At 40.6% G+C, this 13,049-nt stretch carries 12 protein-coding genes; 3 read left to right on the top strand and 9 right to left on the bottom strand.

Annotated elements, in window-relative coordinates:
- The first annotated feature begins 140 nt into the window (after positions 1-140).
- Positions 141-1,031 carry a Fic family protein gene (locus tag PTET_RS13740; RefSeq protein WP_016899194.1) on the top strand — a complete coding sequence of 297 codons (891 nt, stop codon included), beginning with the start codon at positions 141-143 and terminating at the stop codon, positions 1,029-1,031.
- A gap of 102 nt (positions 1,032-1,133) precedes the next feature.
- On the opposite strand, the gene PTET_RS13745 is transcribed toward PTET_RS13740, so the two are convergent.
- The gene (locus PTET_RS13745; protein ID WP_013465912.1) at positions 1,134-2,318 is read right to left on the bottom strand and encodes a BaiN/RdsA family NAD(P)/FAD-dependent oxidoreductase; all 1,185 of its coding nucleotides are present in this window, start codon (positions 2,316-2,318) and stop codon (positions 1,134-1,136) included.
- Between the two features lie 408 nt (positions 2,319-2,726).
- Between PTET_RS13745 and PTET_RS13750 the strand changes: the two genes are divergently transcribed.
- The gene (locus PTET_RS13750) at positions 2,727-4,856 is read left to right on the top strand and encodes a S8 family peptidase (RefSeq protein WP_096038774.1); all 2,130 of its coding nucleotides are present in this window, start codon (positions 2,727-2,729) and stop codon (positions 4,854-4,856) included.
- A 73-nt stretch (positions 4,857-4,929) separates the two neighbouring features.
- On the opposite strand, the gene PTET_RS13755 is transcribed toward PTET_RS13750, so the two are convergent.
- The 7 genes from PTET_RS13755 to rplU all read right to left on the bottom strand — a co-directional run bounded on the left by PTET_RS13755 (position 4,930) and on the right by rplU (position 10,513).
- On the bottom strand, positions 4,930-5,403 hold the full coding sequence (locus PTET_RS13755) for a peroxiredoxin (protein WP_013465916.1): 474 nt from the start codon (positions 5,401-5,403) through the stop codon (positions 4,930-4,932).
- Between the two features lie 74 nt (positions 5,404-5,477).
- Positions 5,478-7,418, bottom strand: a complete 1,941-nt coding sequence (locus PTET_RS13760; protein WP_096038775.1) for a methyl-accepting chemotaxis protein — start codon at positions 7,416-7,418, stop codon at positions 5,478-5,480.
- A gap of 183 nt (positions 7,419-7,601) precedes the next feature.
- Positions 7,602-7,976: a DUF3718 domain-containing protein gene (locus tag PTET_RS13765; protein WP_013465918.1), complete on the bottom strand. Its 375-nt coding sequence runs from the start codon at positions 7,974-7,976 to the stop codon at positions 7,602-7,604.
- An 82-nt stretch (positions 7,977-8,058) separates the two neighbouring features.
- Complete coding sequence (gene folA / locus PTET_RS13770; RefSeq protein WP_167378571.1) at positions 8,059-8,550, bottom strand: type 3 dihydrofolate reductase; 492 nt, start codon at positions 8,548-8,550, stop codon at positions 8,059-8,061.
- Positions 8,551-8,621: 71 nt separating this feature from the next.
- Entirely contained in the window at positions 8,622-9,773 is a 1,152-nt protein-coding gene (cgtA, locus tag PTET_RS13775; RefSeq protein ID WP_013465920.1) for an Obg family GTPase CgtA, read from the bottom strand.
- A gap of 154 nt (positions 9,774-9,927) precedes the next feature.
- Complete coding sequence (gene rpmA, locus PTET_RS13780; RefSeq protein WP_008114963.1) at positions 9,928-10,185, bottom strand: 50S ribosomal protein L27; 258 nt, start codon at positions 10,183-10,185, stop codon at positions 9,928-9,930.
- Positions 10,186-10,201: 16 nt separating this feature from the next.
- Entirely contained in the window at positions 10,202-10,513 is a 312-nt protein-coding gene (gene rplU / locus PTET_RS13785; RefSeq protein ID WP_004587921.1) for a 50S ribosomal protein L21, read from the bottom strand.
- A gap of 423 nt (positions 10,514-10,936) precedes the next feature.
- On the opposite strand from rplU, the gene ispB reads away from it, so the two are divergent.
- Positions 10,937-11,908, top strand: coding sequence for an octaprenyl diphosphate synthase (gene ispB, locus PTET_RS13790; RefSeq protein WP_096038777.1), 972 nt, complete (start codon positions 10,937-10,939; stop codon positions 11,906-11,908).
- A gap of 76 nt (positions 11,909-11,984) precedes the next feature.
- Here the strand turns inward: ispB and mdh are convergent, their stop codons facing one another.
- Positions 11,985-12,917 (bottom strand): malate dehydrogenase, encoded by a 933-nt coding sequence (gene mdh, locus PTET_RS13795; protein WP_096038778.1) that lies wholly within the window; start codon positions 12,915-12,917, stop codon positions 11,985-11,987.
- Positions 12,918-13,049: the final 132 nt, after the last annotated feature.

Raw genomic sequence — 13,049 nt, forward strand, 5'->3', positions numbered from 1 at the left:
AATAACAGCACAAAAAACCAGACTAAAAACCCATTAAAACTGACTTTTAAACTCAGTTCGCGTATTCTTAACCCCCTGATTTGAATAACCCCTATACCAAAATGAGCAACGCCACTCCCCCCTTCTCTATTTCAGCTAGCATGACTCACAGTATGGTAAATATTAGTGAAGTTTTAGGTAAAATCAGTGCCTTATATTCGCCAGCAATGCTTGAGCACTATAAGCAACAAAAAACCGCCTCCCTGCAAATCAATAACCTTGATATTCAATCAATATCATCTGGTCTATCAACCCCAGATAGCTTATTAGCCTTGCATCGAAGCTTAATCAAAGATCTGAGTGAAAAATCGGGCAGTTATAGGCAGCAAAGTTTAGCGTTAAAAAGTGGTTTGCAAATGGCACCACAAGCAATGCGAGTACCACAAATGGTAGAGGAGTTATTTGCTTGGTTTAAAACAACCGCGCATCATCCTTTAATCAGTAGTGCAGTATGCCATTATGAATTACAGTTTATTCAACCTTTTGCACAGGGTAATACTGAAATAGCGTGTACGTGGCAAACCCTGCAATTATCGCAGTGGCATTCGCTATTTTCACTAATAAATATTAACAATGTTATAGCGACAACTCGCCGACATTATTTTGAAAGCATTAACCTGAGTACCAAGTCCGGTGACTCATCCGTGTTTATTGAGTATATATTGGAAGCATTACTAGCGGCACTAAATTCATTAGAAAGTGATTTAAAATCAATAACAAAAACCAAAAACCCCCAACAACCCCCTCAAGTTAAACAGGCTATAAATGTAGACTTACAAGCCCCCCAAGTCATCGCTTTAATTAATGTATTTACCCAAAGCGAAAAGCCATTAAACCGACAAGAGCTACAAAATAAGCTTGGATTAAAAGACCGTAAACATTTTAGAGAGCGCTACTTAAAGCCAGCCATTGATGCTGGAATTATAGAAATGACTATTCCCGAAAAACCAAATAGCAAAATGCAGCAGTATAAACTTACCCAGACGAGTTAAAAACTTAAGTTATAAACAGAGCAGGAATAAACGCCACCTCAAAGATGAAGTGGCGTGTCAATACGCAGTTTGCAGCTAAATTTTATAATTGTTTAAAAACAATTACGCGTACTGCCCGGCGGCAAATCCACAGCTCCACGCATATTGGAAATTATAGCCTCCTAGCCAACCCGTTACATCGGTTACTTCGCCAATAAAGTATAAGCCTTTGGCTTTTTTAGCCTCAAATGTCTTTGAGCTCAACTCGTCGGTATCTACGCCGCCTAAAGTAACCTCTGCGGTTCTGTAACCCTCGGTACCATTTGGTTTAATTTGCCACGCATGAATATAATCAGCAAGCGCGTCTATTTGGCCATGCGTCAGTTGATTAATATTACAATCGGGAATGGCGTTACTGTCGTGGAGTATTTCTACAAAGCGCTTAGGTAGGATAGTCGCAAGGCTATTTTTCAACGATTTTTGCGCTTGTGTTTCTCGCCAATCAGCTAGCTGTTGCTTTAAATCTATTTCAGGCAGTAAATTGATCGTTACCGCCTGACCTGCTCGCCAAAATGAGCTTATTTGCAATATAGCAGGCCCAGATAGACCACGATGAGTAAATAAAATATTCTCTTTAAATACGGTGCCATCTTCGCTTGCAACTTCACAAGGAATACTAATACCCGAAAGCCCTTCAAAACGGTCTTTATCGTGCTGATGTAAGGTAAAGGGAACTAAAGCAGCCATAGTCGGCAATATCTTTAAGCCAAATTGCTCTGCAATTTTATAGCCGATTGGCGTAGCACCCAGTTTAGGCATGGTTAACCCACCCGATGCAACCACAAGCGACTCACAAGTAAGTGTTTCTTGTTCAGTGGTCACACTATAGCCGGTAGCTGTTTTAGCGACATTTAACACTTCGCTGCGCAGTTTAATAGTAACGCCCGCCCACTCACACTCGGTTAGTAAAATATCAACAATGTCTTGTGCGCTATTGTCACAAAATAATTGCCCGAGTGTCTTATGGTGATATGCCAAACCATGTCGGTCTACAAGCTCTACAAAGTCGTGTTGCGTATAACGACTTAAGCACGATTTTACAAAATGGGGGTTTGCGCATAAATAGTTGCTAGGGCTTGCATTTTCATTGGTAAAATTACAACGCCCACCGCCACTAATTAAAATTTTACGTCCTGGCTTTTTACCCATATCAAGTACTGTGACGCTTCGGCCGCGATACCCTGCTTGTGCAGCACACATTAAACCAGCGGCTCCGGCACCAATCACTATCACATCAACGTGAGTCATTTAGTTATCTCTTAAAAACTTTTGTGAATTATAACAAAGTTTCAATAATAACCAGATAGCCAGAACGTGTTTATCTTGAGCGTAAACAGGGCGCGGTAGCTTTGCTCGATTTGTTACTTAGCCTACAAGGCTTGTTTTAACCCGCAAAGGTCAACCCCCCTTTTGTATTGTTTTTAATTTATCAATAAAAGTTAATTAATGATAAAAAACACCAAAAAAAATCTAATACATTAGGATCGTCAATAGCAATAAAACAAATACAAAACAACTGAAAGCGCACTAAATACGCGGTTATAACTAAATGAAATAGGTACATACGTATTTAATATTTCAAAATAGTTAACAGATCATTTACCTTTGTACCCGCTTTGTGGATTTTCACAAATAATAATAAAACTAAGGGTAATTATGACTTCTAATAATTCATTCAAAAAATGCGCTGTTGCGCTAACAATAAGTACACTCTTTGCTGCCAGCTCAAGCATGGCAAACCCAGCGCAAGCAATCGCACCTTCAATGGCAGAAACCTCAGCTAAGTTACAAAATCAAGGTGGTTTTGAGACTCAATTCATCATTAAATATAAGAATAACAACGATATGATGAGTACCTCAACCGCTGATGTATCACCAGCAATGATGAATAAAAAAGCGCAAAGCTTTGTAAAAAACTTCACCTCAAAAAAAGGCAAAGTTAAAGCCAAGTATGTTCGCGCAATGGCACTCAATAACCATCACGTAATGCGTGCCGATAAAAAACTAAACGCTGAAGAGGCCCAGCAGTTCATGCAGGAAATGGTTAATTCGGGTAATGTTGAATATATTGAAGTCGATCAAATGCTAAAACCATTTGCGACACCAAATGACCCGCGTTATGGCGATCAATGGCATTACTATGAGCAAGCCGGTGGACTTAACTTACCAACAGCTTGGGATACGGCAACAGGCAGTGGTGTGGTTGTCGCTGTGCTTGATACGGGCTACCGCCCTCACGCTGATTTAAACGCTAATATTTTACCAGGCTACGATATGATCTCTAATCTATCAGTCGCCAATGATGGCAATGGCCGTGACAACGATGCTCGCGATCCAGGGGATGCGGTTGCAGCTGGTGAATGTGGTAATAACGGTGCACAAGGCTCTAGTTGGCATGGTACTCACGTTGCAGGCACTGTCGCTGCAGTAACGAATAACGGTGAAGGCGTTGCTGGTGTTGCTTATGACGCCAAAGTAGTACCAGTGCGTGTGTTGGGTAAATGTGGCGGTTTAACCTCAGATATTGCTGACGGTATCATTTGGGCCTCAGGTGGTAATGTATCGGGTACATCAGCAAATGCTAATCCAGCCGATGTAATTAACATGAGTTTAGGTGGTGCGGGTGCATGTAGTTCAACCACGCAAAATGCCATTAATACCGCTCGTAACAACGGCACAGTTGTTGTTATTGCTGCAGGTAACGATAACGATAATTCTGCAAACTACAACCCAGGTAACTGTAATGGTATTGTTAATGTTGCATCAGTTGGCCGTAATGGTGGCCGCGCTTATTACTCAAATTATGGAAGTAATATTGATGTGGCAGCACCGGGTGGCGCGCAAAGCTTTGCCAATGATTCTGAAGGTGTTTTATCAACTTACAATTCGGGTTCAACAACACCATCAAGCGACAGTTATGGCTTTTCGCAAGGCACCTCAATGGCGGCTCCTCATGTTGCGGGTGTTGCTGCACTGATCAAACAAGCAAAACCAAACGCGACTCCTGATGAAATAGAAAGTATTTTAAAAACAACCACTCGTCCATTCTCTGCCACGTGTACCAGCTGTGGTACAGGTATTGTTGATGCGGCCGCTGCGGTTGCTGCAGCATCTGGTGGTACACCGCCAACAACGGGTGATAACGAACTTGTTGATGGAGAAGTCAAAACCGGTTTAAGCGGTGCGGCAAGTGCACAAGACTTTTACACTATGACAGTACCAAGTGGTGCAACCAATGTTACTTTCACTATGAGTGGTGGCACAGGGGATGCTGACTTGTATGTACGTGCAGGTAGTAAACCAACCTCAACCACTTATGATTGTCGTCCATATAAAGGTGGAAACAGTGAAGAATGTTCTATTGATAGTCCAACAGCCGGCACTTACCATGTAATGCTGCGTGGTTATTCAGCCTACAGTGGCGTGAGTTTAGTCGGTAACATTACGGGTGGTTCAACAGGTGGTGGTTCAGGTACACCTCAAGCAGGTGGCGGCACAGTGTCTGATATCACAGCAAATGCAGGTCAGTGGAAACATTACACGCTAGATGTACCGGCGGGTATGGCAAACTTTACTGTTACAACGTCAGGCGGCACCGGTGATGCAGACTTATTTGTAAAATTTGGTAGCCAGCCAACAAGCTCAAGCTATGATTGTCGTCCATATAAAAATGGTAACGCCGAAACTTGTACTTTTAGTAATCCTCAAGCGGGAACATGGCACTTAAGTGTTAATGCGTATCAAACATTCTCTGGTTTAACGCTAAGCGGTCAATACCAGCCATAAAACATCCTCTCTTTAGATAAAAAAAGCCGATACACTGTATCGGCTTTTTATTCTCTGATTAAAGTCGTCAGTGTTAAAGCGTTGCTAAAACAGCTTCAGCACTGCTTATTACAAACTCTTTGTCTTGTTCTACAAATAGACCAGTAACAACACCATTATCAACAACCATCGCGTATCGTTTTGAGCGTATTCCACCAAAGCCTGCGGTATCTTTTTCAAGCCCTAAAGCACGGGTAAAACTAGCATCACCGTCTGCAAGCATATCTATATGCTCTGCATTTTGTGACTCACCCCACGCTTTCATCACAAATGCATCATTTACCGATACACAATAGATAGCGTTAATACCTTTAGCCTTAATTTTATCGGCTAGCGCGATATATCCAGGTAAATGAGCATTCGAACACGTTGGTGTAAAAGCGCCTGGCACTGCAAATAACACGACTTTTTTATCTGCAAATAATTCATTGCTTGTCAGTGTTTGCATACCGTCATCGGTTAGCTTAGATAGACTAACTGCGGGTATTGTTTGACCTTGTTCAATCATGTTAAATCCTTTGGGTAATTACGTAGACTTTTAGCATACAGGTTAATATTTACGGTTTCGAGTTTATACCGCGATTAAACTGCATCACTGTCTAAACCCAATCCCTTTCTAATTGTTGCCATTTGCAGCTCTAGCTGCGAGCGAATATCAGACACCAACTCACTCGACTCATTTACTTGGCTTTTCATATTATGCATTGATTGGGTAAAGTCACTAAGGAAATTGCTTTGCTGTTTTGCAAGCTCCATTGCTTCAACTGCAACTGTGTTTGCCTGCTGAGCATTATTTGCGACCCCTTCAGAGTTTGCTTGAAGCTCTTGGGCATTTTCGGTTTGTAGCTGTGCATCCTCAGTTAACGCATTAATTTGTGAATAGACCATTTGAGAGTTCTCACTTAATAACGCCAGCTGATCGTTAATCTCTTTTAACGAACCTTGGGTTTGCATGGCTAATTGCCTTACTTCATCAGCAACCACCGCAAAACCACGGCCTTGCTCACCGGCTCTTGCTGATTCTATTGCAGCGTTCAGTGCTAATAAATTGGTTTGTTCAGCTATGGTGCGAATAACCGTTATTATATTACTCACTCCTTGTACGCCGCTCAGTAACTCTTGCACACTGTGCATACCTTGTTCAATACGTTGCTGTGTATCAGAACTCGCATTAAGCATATTTTTAGCAAAACCAACACTTTGCTGCATTGCCTCATAAGTACTTTGAGCATTTTCAGCAGCTTGAGCGTTAATATGATTAACCTGCTCACCTATGTGTTGAATATTTACTAGTAAACTTTCATTTTTAACAACTTGTTCGTAGCTAGTCGCGCTTTTTGTACCTATTTTTTCTAAATGCTCACTCATTTGCTCCATGAAGTCACTAACGACACCAAGCATACTCGCTCTTTCTTGCGCCTCCAGACGCTGGCGCTCAATTAACAGGTTAAAATACTGCGCTATTTCACCAACCTCTGTTTTAGGATTATTCACTGTAATATTTTTTAACTCATTACTTTCGATTAAAAATGCAAACCCATCTCGTAGTTGCCGCAAAGGCTGTAAAACCTGTTTACGTTGCATCCAATAAACACCAAAAGCTAATATTACTAAACCACCTATTGCAATTCCAAACACCCAAAATACTTGTTGTTTAACGGTATCTTGCTGCGCTTTTAATGTTTGTTCTGCCTCAATCACTGTTTTTGATAACACGCTAATTTGTTCACGTAACTCATTCGTTCCAGAATTACGCTGCTTTGCTTGCGATAAAGTACTGCTTAAATCACGTAAATAGCGCTTAGGCCAACTCACCAACTCCGCTTTTATATCAGCAGCCAAATCCTCTGGCTCCTCATCTACAAATAAAGCAAATTCATCAACCTCAGTCATCACTCCTAAATTAGGCAACTGTGCAATTTTTGCAGCGAGTAAGTTTAAATTTTTTACGCTTTGTTGCAGGCTTTTTTCAATTTCAGGCTGGTAATCATTTAGCAGTTGATAGGTCGATAAAGATAAATTAACCACTTCACTATAATAATCACTCGCCAACTTATTGTAGCTTAGAGCATGGCTACTTTGAGTTGATGCTTTTTGTACATAATTTATAAGCGATGACGCTGAGCCCGCCATTTGTCTCAGTGCATTGTCTAAAAGCGCAGTTTCGTTACCTGAGAGCTTTCCTAGTGCTCTGTATTTATCGTTAATGTCTTTATTTAGTGAAAATAGCTGTGTTGAAAGGCGCACTTCTAACTCAGAGGGAAGTACCGTTAGCTGCTGCGCTTTAAGTTGTTCAATTAAAGCTGAAGATTGCGTCAGGTATTGGCTATTGCCTCGTGCCAAGTAGTCTTCTAAAAGGCCAGCAAGATCGACCATTATGGTATTTTTTAATTGGCTATAAGCAATATCTTGTTGTTGAATTTTTAGTAATGTATGACTTGCCCATAACAAGGTAGCAGCGAGCAACACACTGGCTAACGTTAATAAAATAGCTAAAAGACGGGTAAAAAATGATACACGCATAAACATATCTCAAAAGTGACATTCATACAGAGTATTGAATTTTTATGACATTTTTATGTAAAAGACTTAATTAGGGTAATAGTCAGGTGTATTGAGAGATAGATAAAGGCTCAATGAAAGGATGTTTTAGGTAACTAATAAAAAACCGCGTATAAACGCGGTTTTTTTAAATTAAGCTTTTAATTAAAGGCCTGCGCGGTCTTTAATAATAGGGATTAAAGCTGAACCAGCATGATTTGCCTCAGCCCAAGCGATATCTGCGCCATCTTCAAGTGAGCTTTTTGATAAGTTTTTAACAATGTACTCACCCGTATCAACCGCATTACTTGCAACAGCGTGACGCAATAAGTTGTTACCATTACAGAAAACTGCATCATAGATATTACGTACTTTCACACGTGAACTTTTTAGTTTGCTACGCAGACGATTTTTATCATCAGCGGCAATGTATTCACAGACTGAAACAGCTAACTGATCATCAGCGCTTACAGGCGCAGTATAAGCGAACGAACCCGCTGCAATAGCAGCAATTACAACTAGCTTTGGTAATTTAATCATTGATTGGACACCCTATATTAATACTTTTTTCGTACTCGACTGTTTAATATTGTACCAACACGCTCAGATTTTCGCAATAATGTTAAGAAACTTTATTCAAAGTTACGAACTTATAACTATATTTATTTTTATCATCGGGCGTCATCAACATTTCATCTGCAATTTGCCAGTTTGCAACACTTTTATAATCAGGAAATTGTGTATCCCCTTCAACATCTAAGTCTATAAAGGTTAAATACAAGCGCTGCGCCTGCGCTAAAAACTGCTGGTAGATGTTTCCGCCACCAATTATCATCACCTCTGCAACATCATTAACAAGCTCAAGTGCAGCTTCTGGTGTGGTTACTGTTTCAATGCCTGATGCGTGATAGTCTTTATTACGAGTAATAATAATATTACGTCGCCCAGGTAACGGTCGGCCTATTGATTCAAATGTTTTGCGCCCCATAATAACGGGTTTACCAGAGGTTACTTTTTTAAAGTGCTGAAGGTCACCAGGTAAATGCCATGGCATTTTATTGTCTAAGCCAATGACACGGTTATTTGCCATTGCTGCAATCATTGAAATTATCACACTAAATACCCAATACTTTATTATTAATCAAAGAAAAAGGAGCGTTAGCTCCTTTTAAATACAAACAATTATTAACGCTCGTAGACAACTTCTACGTCGTAATCATCTTCATCCCAATCATCCCAGTCATCATCATCGCCTTTAGTGGCTTTTTGATGGTAGGTATCCCACTTAAATTCAACCTCTTCGTCTGCCACTTCTACAAACTTCTCTTTAGGCATGTTATCAAGTAGCGTCATGATGTCGTGAATTAATGGCTGCGTATTTAATTTATTAATTGCAGCAATACTGTAAATATTTTCAGACTCACCCAACTCTTCTGCAATTTGCTCACATAAGGCTTTGGCTTCATCTTCAGGCAATAAATCAATTTTATTAAATACTAACCAGCGTGGCTTTTCAGCCAGCTTAGGGCTGTACTGGTGTAGCTCGTTGATGATTGCAAATGCATTATCAACAGGGTTAGAGCCATCAACTGGCATTACATCTATAATGTGTAAAAGCACACGACAACGCTCTAAATGCTTTAAGAAGCGAATACCTAATCCCGCACCCTCTGACGCGCCTTCAATCAAACCTGGAATATCAGCAATTACAAATGATTTATTTGCTTCAGGACGAACAACCCCTAAGTTAGGAATCAGCGTAGTAAATGGATAATCAGCTACTTTAGGTTTTGCAGCTGACACACTGCGGATAAAGGTTGATTTACCTGCATTTGGTAAGCCTAGTAAGCCGACATCAGCCAGTAGCATTAGCTCTAACTTAAGGTTACGTACTTCACCCGGTGTGCCAAGTGTTTTTTGACGTGGAGCACGATTAGTACTTGATTTAAAACGCGCATTCCCCAAGCCATGGAAACCGCCTTTTGCAACCACAATTCGTTGACCATCTTGGGTTAAATCCCCTAATGATTCCTGTGTATCAACATCAATAATACGTGTACCAACAGGCACTTTAACGATCAGGTCTTCACCTTTCTTACCCGTACAATTACGGCTTTGACCGTTTGTACCGCGTTCTGCTCTGTGAAAACGCTCAAATTGATAGTCAATAAGGGTATTTAAGTTTTCATCAGCTTGTAGATAAACACTACCACCGTCTCCACCGTCACCGCCATCAGGTCCACCATCTGGAACATATTTCTCACGACGAAAAGACACGATGCCGCTGCCACCGTCACCAGCTTCTGCGCGAATTTCTACTTCATCTACAAACTTCATGATTACTCACTTTAGGGATTGGCTTGTTAATAACTCTATTATATACCTAAGTGGCCTATAGAGCACACTGAGCATAAAAACACTTGGGTATATATTTAAACATGCTTAAAACAAAAAACCCCGCAAAGGCGGGGTTTTTTAACTACCTTACTGATTACTCAGCTACGATAGTTACGTATTTACGGTTTAAAGGACCTTTTTGTTCAAACTGAACTTTACCATCTGCTTTTGCGAAGATAGTGTGGTCTTTACCGATACCTACGTTTGCGCCTGGGTGGAAACGAGTTCCACGCTGACGAACAATGATGCTACCCGCTAGAACTGATTCGCCACCAAAACGCTTAACACCTAGGCGTTTGCTTTCTGAATCGCGACCGTTACGAGTACTACCAGCTGCTTTTTTATGTGCCATTTCTAAGTACCTCTAATTAAGCGCTAATGCCAGTGATTTTAACTTCTGTGAACCATTGACGATGGCCCATTTGCTTACGAGAATGCTTACGGCGTCTAAATTTAACAACCTTAATCTTCTCACCGCGACCGTGTGAAACAACCTCAGCTGTTACTTTACCACCGTTTACGAACGGTACACCAATCTCGATCTTCTCACCATCAGCAACTAAAAGTACTGAATCAAATTCAACTGCTGCACCAGTTTCAACGTCTAATTTCTCAAGACGAATTGTTTGACCTTCAGTCACACGGTGCTGTTTACCACCACTTTGGAAAACCGCGTACATAATTAACTCCGTCTGTGCGCCCTCAAATCGACGCAACTAAAATATTCTTCAATAGGGCGCGAAGTTTACGCTAATGCGTAAAAACTAGCAAGCCTCTTTTTGTAATTAAATGAATAAAAAGTAGCTGCATTGAGAGCAATTCAATATTTCCCCTATTTTATATTAAAATCCCCCTTTGCCAAGCGCTTTTTAACGGTTACAGAAAATAAATTAGCAATAGCAAAGCGAGTCTATGTAGTTCAATTAACCGCCAAGGGTGATTCAAAATTAAACCAGGGTGTTTAATCAATTATTCACAAGGTTAATAGGTCATTTAACCTACTTAAGGGTGTTTTTTTAAGGAATCATCACAAAATATCGAGCTAATGCATTTTTTGTTGTACAATCTGCGCCGTTCACACATTAAAATTGGCTCGGAGATCAATGGATATAAAAGCTATCCAGGCGTTAATCGAAAGCGATATGAATGACGTCAATCAACTAATACATGCGCAAATGCGCTCAGATGTGGCGTTAGTTAATCAACTTGGTTTGTATATTGTTAACAGCGGTGGCAAACGTGTTCGCCCTATGTTGGCTATTTTGGCGGCTAAAGCGCTAGGTTACCAAGGCAAAGATCACATTACGCTAGCAACTATCATTGAATTTATTCATACCGCAACGCTTTTACATGATGATGTTGTAGATGAATCTAATTTGCGCCGTGGCACACCTACAGCAAATGCTGAGTTTGGTAATGCTGCTAGCGTACTGGTGGGTGATTTTATTTACACCCGCTCGTTTCAGCTAATGGTGGGTCTTGGTAAAATGCAAATAATGCAAGTACTGGCTGATGCAACCAACATTATTGCTGAAGGTGAAGTGCTGCAATTAATGAACTGCAACGACCCTGATACCACTGAAGCCAGTTATATGCAGGTTATTTATTCTAAAACCGCCAAGCTATTTGAAGCAGCGACGGGTCTTGCGGCCATTATTACTGATCAAGACGATAGTGTACTAGAAGCACTTAATTTGTATGGCATGCATTTAGGTACTGCTTTTCAGTTAGTGGATGATGTTTTAGATTACAACGCTAATGCCGACCAACTTGGTAAAAACATTGGCGACGATTTAGCTGAAGGTAAGCCGACGTTACCTCTTATATATGCAATGCAACACGGTAGTGAGCATCAAACACAGTTAATAAGAGACGCTATTGAGCACTGTAATGGTATGGAGCACCTTGACGAGATACTGGCTGCGCTCAAACATACCAATGCCCTTGAGTTCACAATGAAAAAAGCCGAGCAAGAAGCTAATAAAGCAATTGCCTGTTTAGATTGCTTAGCTGAGTCGAGTTACAAGCAAGCACTAATTAGCTTAGCTAGAATAGCGGTTGACCGCGACCACTAAGTAATACTGTGTAGATAATTCCGAGCAATAAAAAAGCCTGCAAATGCAGGCTTTTTTTATGGGTTAATTTTGGCTATTACGCCATAAAATCAACACCTTCTTTGATATCTTTTTTCAGCGTTTCAAGCATGTCATTTTTAGCTTGCTCTTCAAATGCGCTTAGAGTGCCGTAAGAAAGAATTTCTTCTACGCCATTTTTGCCTAAACGTACCGGGTGTGCAAAGTACTCTGCATCGCCATTTTCAACAGCAACGTATGCATAATCTACAACGTCTTCACCTTGTAAGCCTTTAACTAAAGACATACAAAAACGTGCTGCAGCAGCACCCATAGATAATGTTGCAGAACCACCGCCCGCTTTAGCATTAACTACTTCAGTACCTGCGTTTTGGATACGAGGAGTTAGTGTAGCTACTTCTTCATCAGTGAAAGTAACACCTTCAACTTGAGAAAGTAACGGTAGAATGGTTGTGCCTGAGTGGCCACCAATCACTGGTACTTTAACACTTGCTACGTCTAAGCCTTTAAGTTCAGCAATAAACGCTTCAGAACGGATCACATCTAAAGTTGTAATACCAAATACACGCTTAGCATCGTAAGTACCTGCTTTTTTGAATACTTCAGCAACAATCGGTACAGTTCCATTAACTGGATTAGTGATAATACCTACAAGCGCTTTAGGACAGTTAGCAACAATGCCTTCTGCTAATGTTTTAATGATACCAGCGTTAACATTAAATAAATCAGCACGATCCATACCTGGCTTACGTGGCATACCCGCTGGGATTAAAACAATATCACAACCTGTTAATGCTTTATCTAGTGCATCTGCACCAAAACCTTCAACTTTTACATCTGTTGGGATATGAGAAAGGTCAACAGCAACACCAGGAACTACTGGCGCAACATCATATAGTGATAATTCTGAACCAGCTGGTAAGCCTGTTTTTAATAATAAAGACAACGCTTGACCGATACCACCTGCAGCACCTAATACAGCAACTTTCATTGGAATTCTCCGTGATTTGAGGAAGGAAATATTTGTGGTTTATAAGATAAAGAAATTAGCGACTAAAAACAAATTTATCCTGCCTATTTTAGCTATATTTTCGACCATAGTTGTAAACTTTGCTGTTTAAAC

The sequence above is a fragment of the Pseudoalteromonas tetraodonis genome (genome assembly GCF_002310835.1).
Taxonomy (GTDB): Bacteria; Pseudomonadota; Gammaproteobacteria; order Enterobacterales; family Alteromonadaceae; genus Pseudoalteromonas; species Pseudoalteromonas tetraodonis.